The sequence below is a fragment of the Jiangella ureilytica genome (assembly GCF_004348545.1).
GTDB classification, from domain to species: Bacteria; Actinomycetota; Actinomycetes; order Jiangellales; family Jiangellaceae; genus Jiangella; species Jiangella ureilytica.
In genome coordinates, this window is the sequence record NZ_SMKL01000009.1 from 1 (window position 1) to 19,037 (window position 19,037).

Here is a 19,037-nt window from a genome sequence, read left to right on the forward strand (position 1 = left end):
GGGTGAAGTCGGGCCGGGGTGGTGAAGACGACCGGCGGTCGTGGAGACGGGCCGGGGTGGTGGAGACGGGCCGTCAGTCGCGGGCGAGGACGACGGTGAGGGCGTCGGCGGCGGCCGAGCGGACCCCCGTCAGGCCTGCACCGTCGGCCAGGGCGCCGAGCACGGCGCCGTCGACCACCGCCAGCACCACCTGCGGCGGCGGTGCCGCGCCGACCCCGGACCGCTCGAGCACCGTCGCCACCGCATCGAGAGCGGCGGCGTTGGTGCGCCGGGCGGCCGCGGCGAACAGCGGCTCGCGCGCGGCGAGCACGTACCGCTCGTACCAGGCGACCAGCGCGCCGTACTCGTCCGGCGTCAGGAGGGTCGCGATCATCCGCGCGACGGCCGCACCGCCGCGGCGCCGGGCCGGCAGGGCGTCGACGGCGGCGGTCATGCGGGCGACGTCGGCTTCGGCCAGAGCGTCGACGGCGGCGCGGCGCAGTTCGGCGAGGTCGGCGAAGTAGTAGGTGGTGGCGCCGAGCGGCACGCCGGCCCGGCCCGCCACGGCGCGGTGCGCCACCGCCTCGAGCCCGCCCGACTGCAGCAGCTCGGCGGCGGCCCGCACCAGCGCGGCTCGGCGCTGTTCGCCCTTGGCGGTGCTCATCAGTGCGCGCCGCCGCCGGCGAGGTTCAGCAGGATCACCCCGGACACGATGAGGCCGATCGCCGCGATGCGCAAGAACGACGCGGGGTCGTCGAAGAAGATCATGCCGACGATGGCCGTGCCGGCCGCGCCGATGCCGGTCCAGACCGCGTAGGCGGTGCCGACCGGCAGCTCGCGCAGGCCGAGGCCCAGCAGCAGCATGCTGACCACGACGGTGACGGCGAAGCTGACGCTCGGCCACAGTCGGCTGAAGCCGTGCGACTCCTTGAGCGAGACCGCGAACGCCGTCTCGAACAGCCCGCCGACGATCACGTAGAGCCACGCCATGGTGTCCTCCTGGTCCTCTCGTCAATTCCTGTACGAATGTATCAAAAAACTGGGACAGTAGTACAACTCGGCGGCGCCGTGACGCCCGAGGTGGGAGACTCGACTCCGTGATCGGTGACTACAAGGGCTTCCGCTCGGGCTTCGCCTGCTTCGTCGGGCGGCCCAACGCGGGCAAGTCGACCCTGACCAACGCGATGGTCGGCGAGAAGATCGCGATCACCTCGAACCGGCCGCAGACCACCCGCCACGCCATCCGCGGCATCGTGCACCGCTCCGACGGCCAGCTGGTCATCGTCGACACCCCGGGCCTGCACCGGCCGCGGACGCTGCTGGGCCAGCGGCTCAATGACCTCGTCCGCACCACGTGGTCCGAGGTCGACGTCATCGGGGTGTGCTTCCCGGCCAACGAGGACATCGGCACCGGCGACCGGTACATCGCCGGCGAGATGGCCGCCATCGGGCGGACGCCGAAGATCGCCGTCGTCACGAAGAGCGATCTCGTCGGACCCGGCCGGCTGGCCGAGCAGCTGGCCGGCGTCGCCGCGCTCGGCGAGGAGGCGGGCATCGCGTGGGCCGACGTGGTCCCGGTGTCCGCGGCTGAACGACTTGCGGCCTCGGCTGAGAAGCGTGCCTCGGCCGGGCGTGACCAGGTCGAGCTGCTCGCCGAGCTGTTCCTCGCGCAGATGCCCGAGGGCCCGCCGCTCTACCCCGACGGCGAGCTCACCGACGAGCCCGAGGAGACGCTGGTCGCCGAGCTGGTCCGCGAGGCCGCGCTCGAGGGCGTCCGCGACGAGCTGCCGCACTCCATCGCCGTCGTCGTCGAGGAGATGATCCCCCGCGAGGACCGCCCCGCCGATCGGCCGCTGCTCGACATCCACGCCAGCCTCTACGTCGAGCGCGACAGCCAGAAGGCCATCGTCATCGGCAAGAAGGGCGCCCGGTTACGCGAGGTGGGCACCAATGCGCGCACCCAGATCGAGCGGCTGCTCGGCACCCCCGTCTACCTGGACCTGCACGTGAAGGTCGCCAAGGACTGGCAGCGCGATCCGAAGCAGCTCGGGAAGCTCGGCTTCTGACCGGGTGCTAGAGTCTCTGTTCGTGCGGCGTTTCAGCCTCCTGCTTAGCTGCCGCGATGGGGTCCGCTAGACCGGCTCCCTCATCGCGGTGAGTTCGCGCTGCCGGTCGCGCTGTGTCCGACCTTCCCGAGCAGGAGCCTTCCCGCCATGACCATCGCCAACGTCTGGCCGCCTTCGCAACGGCCGTCCGGTATGCCCGCCGAGCGCTACCGGCCGTTCCACGAGCAGATCGCCGTCGAGCTGCCCGACCGCACCTGGCCCACGAAGCGCATCACGACGGCACCGCAGTGGTGCGCCGTCGACCTGCGCGACGGCAACCAGGCGCTCATCGACCCGATGAACGCCGAGCGCAAGATGCGCATGTTCCAGCTGCTGGTCCGCATGGGCTACAAAGAGATCGAGGTCGGCTTCCCGGCCGCGAGCCAGACCGACTTCGATTTCGTCCGCGAGCTGATCGAGGGCGAGCTCATCCCCGACGACGTCGTCATCCAGGTGCTGACGCAGTGCCGCGACCACCTCATCGAGCGGACGTTCCAGTCGCTGGTGGGCGCGAAGCAGGCCATCGTGCACCTCTACAACTCGACGTCGATCCTGCAGCGCCGCGTCGTCTTCGGGCTGGACCGCGACGGCATCACCGACATCGCGACCTCGGGGGCGCGGGCGGCGCAGAAGTACGCCGAGGCGATCACCCCGGACACCGAGATCTACTGGGAGTACTCGCCGGAGTCCTACACCGGCACCGAGCTCGACTACGCCGCGGAGATCTGCGGCGCCGTCGCCGACGTGCTGCAGCCGACGCCGGACCGCCGCATGATCGTCAACCTGCCGGCGACGGTCGAGATGGCGACGCCGAACGTGTACGCCGACTCCATCGAGTGGATGAACCGCAACCTGCCGCACCGCGAGTCGATGATCCTCTCGCTGCACCCGCACAACGACCGCGGGACGGCGGTCGCGGCGGCCGAGCTGGGCCTGCTGGCCGGCGCCGACCGCGTCGAGGGCTGCCTGTTCGGCAACGGCGAGCGCACCGGCAACGTCGACCTCGTCACGCTGGGCATGAACCTGTTCACCCAGGGCATCGACCCGCAGATCGACTTCGGCGACATCGACGAGATCCGCCGCACCGTCGAGTACTGCAACCAGCTGCCGGTACCCGAGCGGCACCCGTGGGGCGGCGACCTCGTCTACACGGCGTTCTCGGGCAGCCACCAGGACGCCATCAAGAAGGGCTTCGAGGCGCTCGAGCGCGACGCCAAGGATGCCGGCGTCGCCATCGAGGACCACACCTGGGAGGTCCCGTACCTGCCGGTCGACCCGAAGGACGTCGGCCGCACGTACGAGGCGGTCATCCGGGTGAACTCGCAGTCTGGCAAGGGCGGCATCGCCTACATCATGAAGACCGAGCACCAGCTCGACCTCCCGCGCCGGCTGCAGATCGAGTTCTCCGGCGTCGTGCAGGGCCTCACCGACGGCGAGGGCGGCGAGATCGAGCCCGCGCGCATGGGCGAGGTGTTCCGCGCCGAGTACCTCGAGCGCGAGACGCCGCTGGCGCTGAACTCCGTGCACACCTCGTCGGCGGCGGGGGAGCGCGACGCCCTGCAGGTCGGGGTCTACGTCGACGGCGTGCGGCAGGTGCTGCAGGGCAGCGGCGACGGCCCCATCGACGCGTTCACCGACGCGCTGCGCGGCATCGGCCATGACGTCCGGGTCCTCGACTACGCCGAGCACGCGCTGACGTCCGGCGCCGACGCGAAGGCGGCCGCGTACCTCGAGTGCTCGGTCGGCGGCGAGGTCTTCTGGGGCGTCGGCATCGACGCGAACATCGTGACCGCCTCGCTCAAGGCGATCGTCAGCGCCGTCAACCGGTCGGTCGCCGCGCGGGCGGCCACCACCTCTTGACACGGCGAATGGTATAGACCATCGTCGTCGCTCTCCGGATCGATCATCCCCCGATGCCGAGGAGCGAACGATGGCCAGCTGGACCCGCAACCTGGCCGTCACCGCCGGCGCCACCGCGCTGGTCGTGACGGGGAACGTCGCCTCCCACCTCCTGGCGGCGGAGCCTGATGCGGCTCCGGCCGGCGCGACACCGGCCACCGACGCCCTGACCGCCGACCTCGACGCGATCCTCGCGGACCCGCGGCTCGACGGCGGTCAGGCGTCGGTCGTCGTACGCGACGCCGCGACGGGCGAGACCCTCTACGAACACGACGGCGACCAGCGGCTGATGCCGGCGTCGAACGAGAAGCTGCTGACGTCGGCCATCGCGCTGGACGTGCTCGGGCCGGACCACACGTTCGCCACCACCGTCGCCACGTCCGGCCGGCGGACCGGCCCGATCCTGCGCGGCGACGTGTACCTGCGCGGTACCGGCGACCCCACCCTGCTCGCCGAGGACTACGCCGAGCTGGCGAAGCAACTGGCCGACGACGGCGTCCGCGTGGTCAGCGGGCGGGTGCTGGCCGACGACACCTGGTTCGACGACGTCCGGCTCGGCAACGACTGGGCCTGGGACGACGAGCCGTACTACTACGCGGCGCCGGTGTCGGCGCTCACCGTCGCGCCGGACACCGACTACGACGCCGGCACCGTCATCGTGAACGTCGACCCGGGCGCCGCCGCCGGCGCGCCCGCCGTCGTGACCCTCACGCCGCACACCGGCGCCGTCACCATCGTCAACGAGGCCACCACCGGCACGAGCAACGACGTCTCCGTGGAACGCGAGCACGGCAGCGACCGCATCGTCGTCTCCGGCACCGTCGCGGCCGGCGGCAACGGCGCGAGCGAGTGGGCCAGCGTCGAGGAGCCCACCGACTATGCCGCCGACGTGTTCGTCCGCGCGCTGGCCGCCGAGGGCGTGCGGGTCACCGGCGGGATCGGCCGCGGCACCACACCGGAGGGCGCCACCGTCGTCGCCGAGCACGAGTCGATGCCGCTGAGCGAGCTGCTCACCCCGTTCCTCAAGCTCAGCAACAACGGACACGCCGAGGTGCTGATCAAGGCGATGGGACGCGAGGTCTCCGGCGCCGGCACCTGGGCGGCCGGGCTGGCGGTCCTGCGCGCCGAGCTGGCGGACTACGGCGTCGACACCGCCACCATCGCCAACCGCGACGGCTCCGGGCTCTCGCGGCGCAACCTGATCCCGGCCGCCGAGCTGGCCGACCTGCTGGTCGCCGCGCAGGACCGGCCCTGGTTCGGCACCTGGTACGAGGCACTGCCGATCGCCGGCGTCTCGGACCGCATGGTGGGCGGCACGCTGCGCTCGCGGATGGCGGGCACGCCGGCGGCCGGGAACGTGCACGCCAAGACCGGCTCGCTCACCGGCGCGTCGTCACTCTCGGGCTACGTCGACGACGCCGACGGCCGGCGGCTGGTCTTCTCGGTCGTGCTCAACGACTACCTGAGCGGCAAGCCCAGCGACCTGGAGGACCGCATCGCCGTCCGCCTCGCCACCCACACCGAGGACGGCGCGGCCGCGGCCGCTCGCACCGACATCCCGGCCGTCGACCTCCCCGACGACGTCGAGTGCTCCTGGGTCAAAACCTGCTGACGCGTGGATCATGGTGGCAGCGCGGAGTCGCCCTGGTGTCGTGTCCGGCCCGGCTGTCATCATCGGGCCATGACCGCACCGACTCCCAGGCCGATCAACCCGTACCAGGTGGCGCTCGGCATCCTGGCGCTCGGGGGGTTGCTGGTCGGGCTGATCCTGGTCCTCGCCAACCAGCCCTATGACGACTTCGGGTACGACGAGGAGGGATCGGCGGCGGGCCGGGCGGCGGGCGTGCTGCTGCTCTGTGTGGGCGCCGCGCTGGGCATCGCCTGGCTGGCCGTGTCGGCGCTGCTGTGGAAGCCGGGACCGCCGCGGCCGGCGACGCCCGCGGCCGCGTGGAACGGTCAGTACGACCACGTCGCGCCGGAGCCGCCGCGGGACCATGGGACGGCTACCCTGGACAGGTGAGCCTCTACCGTGACGAAGGGGTCGTGCTGCGCACCCAGAAACTGGGCGAGGCCGACCGCATCGTCACGCTGCTCACCAGGAACAACGGCCGCGTCCGCGCCGTGGGCAAGGGGGTGCGGCGCACCACCAGCCGGTTCGGGGCGCGGCTCGAGCCGTTCATGCACGTCGACTGCCAGTTCGCCACGGGGCGCACGCTCGACATCGTCACGCAGGCCGAAACCATCGCGCCGTACGGCATGAGCATCACCGACGACTACGGGCGATACACCGCCGGCACCGCCATGCTCGAGACCGCCGAGCGGCTCACCGCCGAGGAGCGCGAGCCGGCCGTCCAGCAGTACCTGCTGCTCGTGGGTGCGCTGCGCACGCTCGCCGGCGCCGCGCACGATCCCGGGCTGGTCCTCGACGCCTACCTGCTGCGGGGGCTGTCGGTCGCCGGGTTCGCGCCGAGCTTCGCCGACTGCGTCCGCTGCGACGCGCAGGGGCCGCACCGGCTGTTCTCGGTCCAGGCCGGCGGCATGGTGTGCGGGTCGTGCCGCCCGTCGGGGACGGTGGCTCCGTCGGCCGACACCGTCGCCCTGCTGGCCGCGCTGCTCAGCGGCGACTGGCCGGCCGCCGACTCCAGCCAGCCGCGCACCCGCCGCGAGGCCAGCGGCATCACCGCCGCGTTCCTGCAGTGGCACCTCGAACGCGGGCTCCGCTCGCTCGGCCTGGTGGAACGGTGAAGCGCACCTACACACCGCCCACGCCGCACCCGTCCGGAGCCGTCCCGCCGCCCGTCCCCGCGGACCTCGTGCCGGCGCACGTCGCGCTGGTCATGGACGGCAACGGGCGCTGGGCCAACGCCCGCGGGCTGCCGCGTACCAGGGGCCACGAGGCCGGCGAGGCCGTGCTGCTCGACGTCATCCACGGCGCCATCGAGATCGGCGTGCGCTACCTGTCGGTGTACGCGTTCTCGACGGAGAACTGGCGCCGCTCGCCCGAGGAGGTGCGCTTCCTCATGGGCTTCAACCGCACCGTCATCCACCGCCGTCGCGACGAGCTCGACGCGCTCGGCGTGCGGATCCGCTGGGCCGGCCGCCGACCCCGGCTGTGGAAGAGCGTCATCGGCGAGCTCCAGGATGCCGAGCGGCGCACCCGCGACAACGACGTCATCACGTTGCAGTTCTGCGTCAACTACGGCGGCCGGGCCGAGCTCGGCGACGCCGCGGCCGCGCTGGCCGCCGACGTCGCCGCGGGCCGGGTGAAGCCGGACAAGGTGAACGAACGGACCCTCGGCCGCTACCTCTACAACCCCGACCTGCCCGACGTCGACCTGTTCGTCCGGCCGTCGGGGGAGCAGCGCACGTCGAACTTCATGCTCTGGCAGTCGGCGTACGCCGAGATGGTCTTCCTCGACACCCTGTGGCCCGACTTCGACCGGCGCCGGCTGTGGGATGCCATCGAGATCTACGCCCGGCGCGACCGCCGGTACGGGGGCGCCGACCCGGCCGCCCCCGCCGTCTGACCCCGTTCGGGCGGCGAGCCCGTCAGACCGGCCCCATGTCGCGCTCCTCGCGCCAGCCCAGGTTGGTGGCCATGCGCGCCAGCACCTCGACGGTGGCGCGGTACTCGTCGTCGGTGATGCCCTCGGTGACCCGCTGCCGGTCGGCCACGACCCGCGACTGGATGTCGGACAGTGCCTTCACCCCGGTCTCGGTGAGCGCCACGCGGTCGGGCCCGACGGGGGCGGCCCAGCCGCGGCTGCAGAGGTCGTCGACGACGGGGCGGACGGTGGGCATGTGCGGGGCCAGGTACAGAGCGGCCTCGTCGTCGATCTGCGCGTACGTGGCCGGGCCGTCCTCGAGCAGGTTGAGGATCTGCCAGTGCCGTGGCGTGACGGCGGCGCTGCCCAGGACGGCGTCGAACGACTGGTCGATCAGCCGGTCGACCAGCTTCAGCCAGTACCCGATCGGGTGCCGGTCCGCGGCCCCCCTCGACGCGTTCATGACAGCTCCTCTGAGCACCGACGACTCATATCCGCGGGCGCACCGGAGAATGACTCACTCGCCACGATTGAACGCGCCATGATAGCGCTTCAGCGGGCACATTCTCGCCGACAACCGCGGCTTTCCTCTGACCAGATTATGTGGACTCGGCCCGCCCTGTATCGCGTTGCCGACGTTCGTGACGAAGAAATGGCCGAGCGACGGCCCAGGCGAGCCGACCGGGGGAGCGGCGACCGGGGGGCGTTCGCGCGGTGGTTGGGCGCATTCGTCACGGGTTGGCATGAAACGCTCGACGAGTGTGATCATCGCATTTCCTAGATCATGACCAGGTGCCCGGCGCATAGTGATCATTCCGGTGGCGTGAGCCGGGCCGCCTTGCCCTCGAGATAGCGCTGCTCGGGCAGGCTGGTGGTGCGCTGGGCGGCGAGCCGGTAGGCGGCCCGCGCGGCGTCGTCGTCGCCGGCCATCTCGAGCAGGTGCGCGCGCACCGCCTCGAGCCGGTGGTGCTCGGCCAGCCGGGTGTCGCCGGACAGAGTCGCGAGCAGGTCGAGCCCCGCCCGCGGCCCGTGCACCATGGCGACGGCGACGGCGTGGTTGAGCGTGACCATGGGGTTGGGCGCGATGCGCTCGAGCACGTCGTACAGCGCCAGGATCTGCGCCCAGTCGGTGTCGTCGGCGGTGGGCGCCTCGTCGTGCACCGCGGCGATGGCGGCCTGTACCTGGTACGGCCCGAGCTCGCCGCTCTGCAGCGCGCCGGTGACCAGCGCGACACCCTCGTCGATGGCCTTGGCCGACCACAGGGCGCGGTCCTGCTCGGCGAGCGGCACGAGGCTGCCGTCGGGCCGGGTACGGGCCGGCCGGCGGGCATCGGTGAGCAGCATGAGCGCCAGCAGGCCGGTGACCTCGCCGTCACCGGGGAGCAGCCGGTGCACCTGGCGGGTCAGCCGGATGGCCTCGGCGGCGAGCTCGACGTGCTGCAGGTCGGCGCCGGACGTGGCGGTGTAGCCCTCGTTGAAGATCAGGTAGAGGACGTGCAGAACGGCGCGCAGGCGGTCGGCGCGGTCCTCTTCCGGCGGCAGGTCGAAGCGGGCGCCGGCGGTCTTGATGCTCTGCTTGGCCCGGCTGATGCGCTGCCCCATGGTGGCCTCGGGCACCATGAACGCCCGCGCGATCTGCGTGGTGGTGAGGCCGCCGACGGCGCGCAGGGTGAGCGCCACCTGCGACGGCGCCGACAGCGACGGATGGCAGCACATGAACAGCAGCGTGAGGGTGTCGTCGGAGTCGGCCGGCGCCTCGTCGGCGGGCGGCGCGGTGAACTGGTCGGCCGACGGCGTCAGCGCGGCCGCCGACTCCTCGCGCCGCCGCCGCGCCGATTCGCTGCGCAGCTGGTCGGTGAGGCGCCGCGACGCGACGGTGATGAGCCATGCGCGCGGGTTGTCGGGCACGCCCTCGTCGGGCCACTGCACCGCCGCGGCGAGCAGCGCGTCCTGGACGGCGTCCTCGGCGGCGTCGAAGTGCCCGTAGCGCCGCACGAGCGCACCCAGCACCTGCGGCGCCTGTTCGCGCAGCAGGTCGTCAACGCCCGCCGTATTCACCCCGTTCACCCGGCCCATTCTGGACCCTGCCACCGACAACGGCGGGTCAGTGCTCGTCGTAGTGGCGTCCGTGGGCGGCGTGCAGGTGGCCGTCGTGCAGGTAGTCGGTGTGGTCGCCGTGCTCGACGGTGGGGTGGCCGCAGTCGGGATCGTGCTGGTGCGGGTGCTGCCCGGTGGGCACGTGCGCCCCGGTGACCCGCGGGTCCTCGCCGCCCCGGGCCTTGGCGTTGCGCCGTCGCCGCAGCACCGTGCCGACCGGCCAGGCGAGCACGAACCCGAGGAGCGAGGCGACCACGATGCTGGCGCCCGGCGCGACGTCGACGTAGTACGAGAACACCACGCCGCCCAGCGACGGCACCATACCCAGCGCGAGCGCCAGCGCGAACGTCGTCCGGAAGCTGCGGGTGAGCTGCTGCGCCGTCGCGACCGGCACCACCATGAGCGCGCTGACCAGTAGCAGCCCGACCGTGCGCATGGCGACGGTGACGGTGACGGCGGCCATGATGGCGATCAGCATGCTGTAGAGGCGCACCGGCAGGCCGCTGACCCGGGCGAACTCCTCGTCCTGACAGACGGCGAACAGCTGCGGCGCCAGGCCCACGGCCAGCGCGATCACCACGACCGCCAGGACCGCGACCACCCACAGGTCGTCGGCCGACACCGTCGTGATGGAGCCGAACAGGTAGGTGTTCAGCGTCGCCGCCGTGCTGCCGGCCAGCCCGGTGATCAGCACGCCGCCCGCAATGCCGCCGTAGAAGAGCATGGCCAGCGCGACGTCGGCCGACGCCCGCCCCTGGGCCCGCACGACGTCGATGGCCAGCGCACCCAGTACGGCGACCGCCACGGACGTCCACACCGGCGCCCAGCCGGTCAGCAGGCCGACGGCGACACCGGTCAGCGCGACGTGCCCGAGCCCGTCGCCCATGAGCGCCAGCCGCCGTTGCACGAGGTAGGTGCCCACGGCGGGGGCGGCGAGACCGGTCAGGACGGCCGCGATCAGGGCCCGCTGCATGAAGTCGTAGTCGAGGAAGCTCATCCGAACAGGCCCGCCCCGTAGTCCTCGCGATGGTCGTCGTGGTGGTCCGGCGGCCCGGTCAGCGTCATCGACGGCGTGGGCAGCGGTCCGTCGTGCACGACGCGGCCCGAGTCGAGGACGACACCGCGGTCGACCAGCGGCGCCAGCGGGCCCATCTCGTGCAGCACCAGCAGCACCGTGCGGCCCGACGCGACGAACGTGCGCAGCGCACGGGCGAACGCCTCCTGGCTGCGCCGGTCGACGCCGGCGTTGGGCTCGTCGAGCACCAGCAGGTCCGGCTCCGAGGCGGCGGCGCGGGCGATGAGCACCCGCTGCTGCTGCCCGCCGGAGAGCCCGGCGACGCTCCGATTCGCCTGGTCGGTGAGGCCGACCAGTTCGATGGCGTTGTCGACGGCGTCGCGGTCGGCCGTGCCGGCGGGCCGGAAGAGCTTGCGGCGGGCCAGCCGCCCGGCGGCGACCACCTCGCGCACCGTCGCCGGAACGCCCGCCGCCGCCGTGGTGCGTTGCGGCACGTAGCCGACCCGCCACCAGTGGTGGAAGGCCTTGAGCGGGATGCCGAAGAGCTGGATCTCGCCCGCGCTCGGCGGCACCAGGCCGACCGCCGAGCGCACCAGTGTGGACTTGCCCGAGCCGTTGGCCCCCAGGAGCGTGACGACCTCGCCCTCGACGACGCGGAGGTCGACGCCGTGCAGCACCGGGCGGTCGTCGAGCTCGACCCGCAGCCCGCGGACGTCGACGACGGCTGCTCTCATGGGGTCACCGTACTCAGGAACAGCCGTTGGCGGTCCGCAGCGCCTCCAGGTTGGCCCGCATCAGGTCGAAGTAGTCCTGGTCGGCGGTGTCGTCGGTGAGCCCCTCGATGGGATCGAGGACGGCCGCCTCGACGCCGAGGTCGTTCGCCAGCGTCTCGGCGACGTCCGGGCTGACCAGCCGCTCGTAGAAGATCGTGGTGACGCCCTCGGCCTCGACGACGTCGTGCACCTCGGACAGCCGCTCCGGTGACGGCTCGGCCTCCGGGTCGATGCCGGAGATGCCCACCTGCTCGAGGTCGTAGCGGTGCGCGAGGTACCCGAACGCCTCGTGTGCCACGACGATGACCCGCTGCGTGCAGTGGGCCAGGCCGGACTCGAACTCGCCGTCGAGCGCCTCGAGGTCGGCGCTCAGAGCGTCGGCGTTGGCGTGGTAGTCGTCGGCGTGGTCCGGGTCGGCCTCGGCCAGCCGGTCGGCGACGGCGGCGGCGATCGGCTCGAGGTTGGTCGGGTCGAGCCAGATGTGCGGGTCGCCTTCGAGGTCGCCGTGGTCGTGGCCCTCGTGGTCCTCGTCCTCGGCGTGCTCGTCTGTGTGCTCGTCCTCAGCCGGCTCGTCCTCGCCCGCGTGCTCGTCCTCGCCCGCGTGCTCGTCCTCGCCCGCGTGCTCGTCCTCCACATGCTCGTCGCCGTGCTCGTCCTCGGGGTCGTCGAGCAGCTCGACCAGGTCCGCGACGTCGACGGCGCGATCCTCGGCGTTCTGCTCGACCGCCTCGTCGACCGACGGCTGGAAGCCGGCCAGATACACGACCAGGTCCGCGTCGGAGATCTGGCCGACCTGCCGGCCCGTCAGCTCGAGGTCGTGCGGCTCGCCGCCGGCCTGGGTCAGATTCTCGACCGTGGCGTGGTCGCCCGCGACCTGCTGGGTCACGAACGCCAGCGGATAGAAGGCCGCCGCGACGGTGAGACCGTCGCCGCCGCTCGCGGTGGGGTCGTCGTCGCCACAACCGGAGAGGAGGAGCCCGGCGAGGGCGGCGGTGCTCAGCGCGGCCACGGCCGCACGACGGTTCTTCATGGGACACATTCTCATCAAGACTGACAACCATTGTCAAAACGTCTCGGCTGGAACGTCCTGGCGCTCTCGCCCGTTGAAGATCTTCGGGACCGGTGCCGCGCGGTGCTCGTCTCCGAAGGACGTTCGGAGATAGACTGTGTTGGGAATGAGAATCGACAGGCGAGACCCAGAGGAGCGGGCGACTCACGTGACGGTACGCCAACAGCCGGCCAAGGAGCACCGTCGTACGCGGCAGCGCGCCGCGGTCGACGAGGTCCTCGACGAGACCGAGGACTTCATCAGCGCCCAAGAGCTGCACTCCCTGCTGCGGGCTCGCGGCGCCGGCGTCGGGCTGGCCACCGTCTACCGCACCCTGCAGACCCTCGCCGACGACGGCCGGGTCGACGTCCTGCGCTCCGACGCCGGCGAGGCCGTGTACCGCCGCTGCGTCCGCGAGGAACACCACCACCACCTGGTCTGCCGGTCCTGCGGCGCCACGGTCGAGATCGCCGGCCCGACGGTGGAGCGGTGGGCCAAATCGGTCGCCGACCAGCATGGCTACGCCGACGTGTCGCACACACTCGAGATCTTCGGCACCTGCCCGCGCTGCCGGGCCTGACCCGCTGATGGCGTCGAGCCGCTGCATCGACCGGAGGAGGTGAGTCCCATCAACGCTGTGACAGGTCGGGTGCTCTCCTCTCCCGCGACCGGGCGGTCCCGCTGACGGTGGGTCCTTCGGAGGCGCCCGTACGGCTCTTCCGGAAGGCACGACACCATGCGCTTCACCTCGCCGACGACCCTTGACGGCGTCGTCGAACGGCACTTCATCCACGACGACGTCCCCGGCGTGCTCTGGACGGCCTCCGGCTCGAGCGGCCCGCGGCCGCTGATCCTGCTCGGCCACGGCGGCGGGCAGCATGCGTCCGCCCCGGCCACCGTGCATCGCGCCCACCGCTTCGTCGCGGGCGGCGGTTTCGCGGTGGGCGCGATCGACGCGCCCGGCCACGGCGGCAGGCCGCGCACCGAGCTCGACGAGCGGCTGATCGCGGCGTTCCGGGCGGCGGCGGACGCGTGCGAGCCGGTCGGCCCGCACGTCGCCCGGCTCAACGCCGCACTCGCCGAGCGGGCCGTGCCCGAGTGGCGGGCCGTCCTGGCCGCGCTGCAGCGCCTCGACGACGTCGGCCCGACCGCACCGGTGGGGTATTGGGGCCTGTCCCTGGGGGCCGGGATCGGCATCTCCCTCGTCGCCGCCGAGCCGCGGATCGCGGCGGCCGTCGTCGGGCTCGCGGGCGGCGACGCCCTCCGTGCGGCGGCCGCCCGGGTCACCGTCCCGGTCGAGTCCTGCTGCAATGGGACGACGAGTCGATCCCACGCGACGACGCCCTGGCGCTGTTCGACGCGCTCGGGTCGGCGGAGAAGACGCTGCACGCCAACCCCGGGCCGCACGCGGGCGTCCCGGCGTTCGAGCTGGACAGCGCGCTGGCGTTCTTCCTGCGCCACGTCCACTGACCCACCGCGCCGCGTTGATCGTGGAGTGATCGTGGAGTTGCTGGGCGGAATGTCCGATCAATGCCACGGTGACTCCAGGATCAACCGCTGGGGATGGCGTATCGGGTCACCGGGCGACGGTGATCGCTGGTCGGTCCGATTGCGGGCCGGTGCGCGGGCGAGCCAACGCGGTCCTGGTCACGCGCGACCCGATGCCGGCCGCTGTGGCCGGGGTGGCGGGGAGCGCGCTGTCGCCGTCGTCGGCCCGGGTGTCGTGGACGGCGTCGGAGCACGCCGACGGCTACGACGTCGAGCGGCGGGCCGCCGGGACCGGATCGTGGGAGCCGGCCGGGCACGTGGGCGCGGGCGCGACGTCGCTCGGCGTGACCGGGCCGGCGCCGCCGACGGCGTACGAGTTCCAGGTCCACGCGTTCACCGAGCCCGACCCCGGCCGGCCGGCCCGGCGTCGGCCCCGGTCGCGGCCACGACCGGGTAGCCGTCCGGCACCTTGAAATACCCGCCCCGCAGCATTTAAGGTAAGGCTCGCCTTATTGATAGTCGCTGCGGGGCAGCGGCTCCGTGCGGATGGTGCGTGAGCTGGTATGACGGTGGTCTCGCCGCTGCCTCGAGGACCTGTGACGGCTCCCGATGCTGCGGTTCCGTTCGCACGCGACCTCGCCCGCCACGGCAACCGGCTCGCCGTCGTCGCCGGTGACGACCGCTGGACCTACCGCGAGCTGGCCCAGCGGGTCGATGCGGCGGCGGCCCGGCTGGGAGCCGGACGGAAGCTGGTGCTGGTCAGCGGCGCCAACGACGCCGAGCAGCTGGTGACGTACCTCGCCGCGCTGGCCGCGGGTCACGTCGCGCTGCTGGTGCCGCCTGCGCAGGCCGGCGCCGTCGCGGCCGCGTACGATCCCGACGTCGTCCTGCTGCCCGGCGGCGAGCTGGAGGTGCGCCGGCCCGCTTCCGCGCACGAGCTGCACCCGGACCTCGCGCTGCTGATGCCGACCTCCGGATCGACCGGGTCGCCGAAGCTGGCCCGGCTGTCGCACGAGAACGTGCAAGCCAATGCGGAGTCGATTGTGGCGTACCTCGGCGTCCGCGACACCGACCGGGCGGTCACGACGCTGCCGATGCACTACGTGTACGGGCTGTCCGTCGTGAACACGCACCTGCTGCGGGGCGCGGCCGTCGTGCTCTCGAACCTGTCCGTCGCCGACGCCTGCTTCTGGGACCTGTTCCGGGCCGAGGGCGGCACGTCGCTGGCCGGCGTCCCGCACACGTTCGACCTGCTCGACCGCGTCGGCTTCGCCTCGATGCGGCTGCCCCGCCTGCGCTACGTCACCCAGGCCGGCGGCCGGCTCGACCCGGCGCGCGTCGGCCGCTACGCCGAGCTGGGGCGGCGCGCCGGGTGGGACTTCGTCGTCATGTACGGGCAGACCGAGGCGACCGCGCGGATGGCGTACCTGCCGCCGCGGCTGGCCGCGGCGCACCCGGCGACGGTGGGAGTGCCGATCCCGGGCGGCTCGTTCGTCATCGAGCCGGCGCCCGAGGCCGTGTCGCCGGACGTCGGGGAGCTGGTCTACCACGGCCCGAACGTCATGCTCGGCTACGCGTCGAGCCCGGCCGACCTCGGGCTCGGGCGGACGGTGACGGCGCTACGCACCGGCGACCTCGCCCGGCGCACCGCCGAGGGGCTGTACGAGATCGTGGGGCGGCGCAGCCGGTTCGTGAAGATCGCCGGCCTGCGGGTCGACCTCGACCATCTCGAGACGGCGCTGACCCGGCCGGGGGTCGCCGTCCGGTGCACCGGGACCGACGGCGAGCTCCTGGTCGCCGTGTCCGGGCCGAGCGCCGATGCCGAGGCCACCGCCGTCCGCCACGAGGTCGCCAGCCGGTTGGGGCTGCCCGCCCGGGCGGTCACCGTCGCCGCCGTCGCCGACGTCCCGCGGCTGGCCAATGGCAAGGTCGACTACCCGGCCCTGCGGGAGCTGGTGTCCGCCGCGCCCGGTGCGGCGCCTCCGTCGGCCGGCACCGACGCGACGACGCCCGAGCGGCTGCGGGCGCTCTACGCCGAGCTGCTGGGCCGTCCCGACGCGACCCTCGACAGCACGTTCGTCGGCCTCGGCGGCGACTCGCTCTCGTACGTCGAGGTGTCGATTCGGCTGGAGGATGAGCTCGGCGCCGTCCCGGCGAACTGGCACGTGACGCCGATCCGCGAGCTGGCCGCGGCGCGCGCCACCGCCGCCCCCGGACGGTGGCGGGTGCGGCGCCTCGAGACCAGTGCCGCACTGCGGGCCCTGGCGATCGTCTGCGTCGTCGGTACTCATGCCGGGCTGTTCACGCTGCTCGGCGGCGCGCATGTGCTGGTGGCGGTGGCCGGGTTCAATTTCGCCCGCTTCCGGCTGACCGCCGCCGGCCGGGCGACACGGCTGCGCCGGCAGGCCGTCGGCATCGCCCGGATCGCCGTCCCCAGCGTGCTCTGGATCGGCGGAGTGGTGCTGCTGACGGACCAGTACGGGCCGCTCAACGTACTGCTGCTCAACGGCCTGCTCGGGCCGCCGTCGTGGACGTCGGACTGGCACTTCTGGTTCGTCGAGGTGCTGGTCTACATCCTGGTCGTCCTGGCCGCGTTGCTGGCCGTCCCGTCGGTGGACCGGCTGGAGCGGCGGTTCCCGGTGGCGTTCCCGGTCGTGCTGCTGGGGTTCGGCCTGCTCGGGCGCTATGAGGTGGTCGATCTCGGCGTCCCGCACACGATGCCGGTGTTCTGGCTGTTCGCGTTCGGCTGGGCGGCGGCGCGAGCGTCGCGCCCGTGGCAGCGGCTGGGACTGACGGCGGTGCTGGCGGCCACGGTGCCCGGGTTCTTCGGCAACTCCGTCCGCGAGGCGGCGATCCTCGGCGGAGTCGCCCTGCTGATGTGGGCGGCGACCGTGCCCTGCCCGGCGCCGCTGCACCGCGTGGTGAGCGTGCTGGCCAGCAGCTCGCTCTACATCTACCTGACCCACTGGCAGGTCTACCCCCACCTCGACGGGATCCACCCCGCCCTCGCCGTCACGGCCTCCGTCGCTGCCGGCATCGCCGCCTGGTTGCTGGCTGCGCGCGTGACGGCGCTGGTCAGCGGGCTGGGTGCCAGGCAGGGAGCCGCTCGGGCGGCCTCGGGTACCGCTCCTGATCGCGCTCGAGGAGCTCGACCTCCCGCGGACCCCAGTGCAGGAACGGCGGACCCTCATGATCCTCCCGCGGGACGAGGGTGCCGTTCGCGTTGAGCCGGAGCATGAGGCCGTACCACGCGCCGCGTTCCGGTTCGTAGGTCGCGTGGCGCAGGGCCGCTGCCGCCTCGGCGACGTCTGGGAGGTAGTGCAGGTGCTCGTAGCGCGACGGGCCCTCGCCCGGCTTCGTGATCATGACCCAGGTCCGGACGTCGTCAGCCGCCGCGGCGACGGTCAGCATCGCCGTCAGCCAGCCGGTGGGCAGGTGCGGGAGCAGCGCGTACCCGACTCGGAGCAGCGGTTCGTCCGTCGTCGGCGTCGGGTCATCCAGGTCGAGGCGAGGCAGCGGGTTGCCGTGTTCGTCGGTGGTCTCCTCGGACTGCCGGCGGTTCTCCCGAGCCATGACCCGGCGGATCGCCTCCTGGAGCAGCTCCTCGTCCTCGTCCATTGAGTCAATCTACCGGCGCTTCCATCGCCGATCCACGCGACGACGGCGTCCCGATCGACCGGGGCGTGATATCGACCCGCAGGCGCGGAACGAGACCCCGCGGCCGGGCGATTGATCTCGTCGTACTGGTGGATGATGACGTTGCGGTTCGCTACCGCCAGCGCCCACTCCACGCCGTCGGGCGCCAACACGCCACGTCGGGACAGCCGGTCGGCGGCCTCGCCACGCTTCATCATCAGCGAGTCGCCGGCCTCCTGAAGAGGGCATCGACGAAGCAGGCGTCCTTCCCGCGGTGGATGATCTCGTCGACGCGTTGCGAGCCAGCCCTCGATGTGCAGAAGCTCCTCGGCTGCCTTGCGGTCCATCAGAGCAGGACCGCATCGGGGCGGATGTCGTCATCGAGTTTCGGCGTCAAGCCGCCGTCAGGCACGAGGTCGATCTCGTGGCCGAGAACCTGCTCGAGGAGCTGCTTTTGGGCGGACGAACCCGAATGACGACGTGCCCTCAGGCGCCTCGACCAGTAGGTCGATCTCGGAGTCTGTGCGCGCTTCGTGGCGCGCGACGCTGAGGCTGCTCGATCGCGTCGTGGCGATCTCATCGGCGCGTAGATTGAAGGGACTCTGACCTGAGCGGGGGACAGGAGAGCACCGATGCCCCAACGCGACGGATACATCCCCGGCGTTCCCTGCTGGGTGGAGCTGAGCGAGCCCGAACCCGAGGCGGCGCTGGAGTTCTACGGCGGCCTGTTCGGATGGGACTTCGAGGACGTGATGCCGCCGGGGTCGGCCGGCACGTACTGCATCGCGCGTGGCCGGGCCGCGAGCTCGTCGATCTTCGACACGTCGGGCGAGCCGCGCAGCGGTGATGTCGCCGCCATCCGATCGATTCCCCAGGGAGCGCCGCCGGCGGCGACGTGGAACACCTACTTCTGGGTCGACAGCGCAGACGAGGTCGTGCCCATGGTCCGCAAGGCTGGCGGAGGTGTGGTGGCCGAGCCCTTCGACCTGCTGGGCGCCTGCCGGACGGCCGTCTTCACCGATCCCGAGGGCGCGGCGTTCTCCGTCTGGGAGGCGCGGGGGCAGAAGGGCGCGCGGCTGGTCAAGACCCGGGCTCGGTGGTCTTCAACAACCTGAACACCCGCGACGTCGACGGGGCGCGGTCGTTCTACGGGTCGGTCTTCGGGTGGCGGACGGCCGGAATCGGCGGCGGAGCACAGGGGTGGATCCTGCCCGGATACGGCGACTGGCTCGAGCGCGAGCACCACCCGGGCCTGCGCCGGCAGATGGCTGCGGCCGGCGCACCGGAGGGATTCGAGGACGTCGTCGGCAGCATCATCCCGATCGCGGACGACCAGTTCGGCATGCCGCCCCATTGGGGCGTCACCTTCGCCACCGCCGATGCGGACGCCACTGCCGCGAAGGCCACCGAGCTCGGCGGAAGGGTGATCGTCCCGCCGTTCGACGCACCCTG

At 72.5% G+C, this 19,037-nt stretch carries 18 protein-coding genes and 2 pseudogenes; 12 read left to right on the top strand and 8 right to left on the bottom strand.

Translation table 11 applies throughout. The features are described from left to right. Window positions 1-73: 73 nt before the first annotated feature. Both E1212_RS05585 and E1212_RS05590 read right to left on the bottom strand, forming a co-directional pair. Window positions 74-643: a TetR/AcrR family transcriptional regulator gene (locus E1212_RS05585; RefSeq protein ID WP_131980184.1), complete on the bottom strand. Its 570-nt coding sequence runs from the start codon at window positions 641-643 to the stop codon at window positions 74-76. Continuing rightward, window positions 643-969, bottom strand: coding sequence for a DMT family transporter (locus tag E1212_RS05590; RefSeq protein WP_131980186.1), 327 nt, complete (start codon window positions 967-969; stop codon window positions 643-645). Before E1212_RS05590 ends, E1212_RS05585 begins: the two co-directional genes overlap by 1 nt. 107 nt (window positions 970-1,076) lie before the next feature. Here E1212_RS05590 and era point away from each other — a divergent pair, with 107 nt between their 5' ends. The 6 genes from era to E1212_RS05620 all read left to right on the top strand — a co-directional run bounded on the left by era (window position 1,077) and on the right by E1212_RS05620 (window position 7,510). Then, on the top strand, window positions 1,077-2,045 hold the full coding sequence (gene era, locus E1212_RS05595) for a GTPase Era (protein WP_131980188.1): 969 nt from the start codon (window positions 1,077-1,079) through the stop codon (window positions 2,043-2,045). Between the two features lie 147 nt (window positions 2,046-2,192). Next, a complete protein-coding gene (gene leuA / locus E1212_RS05600; protein ID WP_131980190.1) occupies window positions 2,193-3,944 on the top strand; it encodes a 2-isopropylmalate synthase in 1,752 nt (583 codons plus the stop codon). Window positions 3,945-4,014: 70 nt separating this feature from the next. Next, window positions 4,015-5,595: a D-alanyl-D-alanine carboxypeptidase/D-alanyl-D-alanine endopeptidase gene (gene dacB, locus E1212_RS05605; protein WP_131980192.1), complete on the top strand. Its 1,581-nt coding sequence runs from the start codon at window positions 4,015-4,017 to the stop codon at window positions 5,593-5,595. A gap of 69 nt (window positions 5,596-5,664) precedes the next feature. Further along, the gene (locus tag E1212_RS05610; RefSeq protein ID WP_131980194.1) at window positions 5,665-6,003 is read left to right on the top strand and encodes a hypothetical protein; all 339 of its coding nucleotides are present in this window, start codon (window positions 5,665-5,667) and stop codon (window positions 6,001-6,003) included. Beyond that, a complete protein-coding gene (gene recO / locus E1212_RS05615; RefSeq protein ID WP_131980196.1) occupies window positions 6,000-6,728 on the top strand; it encodes a DNA repair protein RecO in 729 nt (242 codons plus the stop codon). The genes E1212_RS05610 and recO overlap by 4 nt, the downstream gene beginning before the upstream one ends. Then, complete coding sequence (locus E1212_RS05620; RefSeq protein ID WP_131980198.1) at window positions 6,725-7,510, top strand: isoprenyl transferase; 786 nt, start codon at window positions 6,725-6,727, stop codon at window positions 7,508-7,510. Before recO ends, E1212_RS05620 begins: the two co-directional genes overlap by 4 nt. A 22-nt stretch (window positions 7,511-7,532) precedes the next feature. Here the strand turns inward: E1212_RS05620 and E1212_RS05625 are convergent, their stop codons facing one another. From E1212_RS05625 to E1212_RS05650, 6 genes are read right to left on the bottom strand one after another with little or no spacing between them, the layout of a single operon-like run. Then, on the bottom strand, window positions 7,533-7,991 hold the full coding sequence (locus E1212_RS05625; protein ID WP_131980200.1) for a MarR family winged helix-turn-helix transcriptional regulator: 459 nt from the start codon (window positions 7,989-7,991) through the stop codon (window positions 7,533-7,535). Window positions 7,992-8,045: 54 nt separating this feature from the next. Further along, entirely contained in the window at window positions 8,046-8,297 is a 252-nt protein-coding gene (locus tag E1212_RS05630; protein ID WP_131980202.1) for a hypothetical protein, read from the bottom strand. 41 nt (window positions 8,298-8,338) lie between these two features. Beyond that, window positions 8,339-9,604 carry an RNA polymerase sigma factor gene (locus E1212_RS05635; RefSeq protein ID WP_131980204.1) on the bottom strand — a complete coding sequence of 422 codons (1,266 nt, stop codon included), beginning with the start codon at window positions 9,602-9,604 and terminating at the stop codon, window positions 8,339-8,341. A 28-nt stretch (window positions 9,605-9,632) separates the two neighbouring features. Then, on the bottom strand, window positions 9,633-10,622 hold the full coding sequence (locus tag E1212_RS05640) for a metal ABC transporter permease (protein ID WP_131980206.1): 990 nt from the start codon (window positions 10,620-10,622) through the stop codon (window positions 9,633-9,635). After that, window positions 10,619-11,374 carry a metal ABC transporter ATP-binding protein gene (locus E1212_RS05645; RefSeq protein ID WP_131980207.1) on the bottom strand — a complete coding sequence of 252 codons (756 nt, stop codon included), beginning with the start codon at window positions 11,372-11,374 and terminating at the stop codon, window positions 10,619-10,621. The genes E1212_RS05640 and E1212_RS05645 overlap by 4 nt, the downstream gene beginning before the upstream one ends. A gap of 13 nt (window positions 11,375-11,387) precedes the next feature. Next, the gene (locus E1212_RS05650) at window positions 11,388-12,443 is read right to left on the bottom strand and encodes a metal ABC transporter substrate-binding protein (RefSeq protein ID WP_131980209.1); all 1,056 of its coding nucleotides are present in this window, start codon (window positions 12,441-12,443) and stop codon (window positions 11,388-11,390) included. Window positions 12,444-12,630: 187 nt separating this feature from the next. Between E1212_RS05650 and E1212_RS05655 the strand changes: the two genes are divergently transcribed. From E1212_RS05655 to E1212_RS31015, 6 genes and pseudogenes are all read left to right on the top strand, one after another. Further along, window positions 12,631-13,041 carry a Fur family transcriptional regulator gene (locus E1212_RS05655; protein ID WP_238992255.1) on the top strand — a complete coding sequence of 137 codons (411 nt, stop codon included), beginning with the start codon at window positions 12,631-12,633 and terminating at the stop codon, window positions 13,039-13,041. 156 nt (window positions 13,042-13,197) lie between these two features. Next, a pseudogene (locus E1212_RS31010) lies at window positions 13,198-13,931 on the top strand (dienelactone hydrolase family protein). Between the two features lie 149 nt (window positions 13,932-14,080). Continuing rightward, window positions 14,081-14,422 carry a fibronectin type III domain-containing protein gene (locus E1212_RS05665; RefSeq protein ID WP_131980213.1) on the top strand — a complete coding sequence of 114 codons (342 nt, stop codon included), beginning with the start codon at window positions 14,081-14,083 and terminating at the stop codon, window positions 14,420-14,422. Between the two features lie 90 nt (window positions 14,423-14,512). Continuing rightward, window positions 14,513-17,176, top strand: coding sequence for an AMP-binding protein (locus tag E1212_RS05670; RefSeq protein ID WP_131980215.1), 2,664 nt, complete (start codon window positions 14,513-14,515; stop codon window positions 17,174-17,176). Window positions 17,177-18,217: 1,041 nt separating this feature from the next. Then, window positions 18,218-18,700 (top strand): VOC family protein, encoded by a 483-nt coding sequence (locus E1212_RS29910; RefSeq protein WP_203416450.1) that lies wholly within the window; start codon window positions 18,218-18,220, stop codon window positions 18,698-18,700. Beyond that, window positions 18,682-18,984: pseudogene (locus tag E1212_RS31015) on the top strand (VOC family protein); the annotation flags it as partial. The gene E1212_RS29910 and the pseudogene E1212_RS31015, both read left to right, overlap by 19 nt. Window positions 18,985-19,037: the final 53 nt, after the last annotated feature.

Excerpts from the sequence above, each read along its gene's own strand:
- E1212_RS05585 (WP_131980184.1), bottom strand. The coding sequence starts at position 643 with ATGAGCACCGCCAAGGGCGAACAGCGCCGAGCCGCGCTGGTGCGGGCC.
- E1212_RS05590 (WP_131980186.1), bottom strand. The coding sequence starts at position 969 with ATGGCGTGGCTCTACGTGATCGTCGGCGGGCTGTTCGAGACGGCGTTC.
- leuA (WP_131980190.1), top strand. The coding sequence starts at position 2,193 with ATGACCATCGCCAACGTCTGGCCGCCTTCGCAACGGCCGTCCGGTATG.
- dacB (WP_131980192.1), top strand. The coding sequence starts at position 4,015 with ATGGCCAGCTGGACCCGCAACCTGGCCGTCACCGCCGGCGCCACCGCG.
- E1212_RS05610 (WP_131980194.1), top strand. The coding sequence starts at position 5,665 with ATGACCGCACCGACTCCCAGGCCGATCAACCCGTACCAGGTGGCGCTC.
- E1212_RS05625 (WP_131980200.1), bottom strand. The coding sequence starts at position 7,991 with ATGAACGCGTCGAGGGGGGCCGCGGACCGGCACCCGATCGGGTACTGG.
- E1212_RS05630 (WP_131980202.1), bottom strand. The coding sequence starts at position 8,297 with ATGATCACACTCGTCGAGCGTTTCATGCCAACCCGTGACGAATGCGCC.
- E1212_RS05635 (WP_131980204.1), bottom strand. The coding sequence starts at position 9,604 with ATGGGCCGGGTGAACGGGGTGAATACGGCGGGCGTTGACGACCTGCTG.
- E1212_RS05640 (WP_131980206.1), bottom strand. The coding sequence starts at position 10,622 with ATGAGCTTCCTCGACTACGACTTCATGCAGCGGGCCCTGATCGCGGCC.
- E1212_RS05645 (WP_131980207.1), bottom strand. The coding sequence starts at position 11,374 with ATGAGAGCAGCCGTCGTCGACGTCCGCGGGCTGCGGGTCGAGCTCGAC.
- E1212_RS05650 (WP_131980209.1), bottom strand. The coding sequence starts at position 12,443 with ATGAAGAACCGTCGTGCGGCCGTGGCCGCGCTGAGCACCGCCGCCCTC.
- E1212_RS05670 (WP_131980215.1), top strand. The coding sequence starts at position 14,513 with ATGACGGTGGTCTCGCCGCTGCCTCGAGGACCTGTGACGGCTCCCGAT.
- E1212_RS29910 (WP_203416450.1), top strand. The coding sequence starts at position 18,218 with ATGCCCCAACGCGACGGATACATCCCCGGCGTTCCCTGCTGGGTGGAG.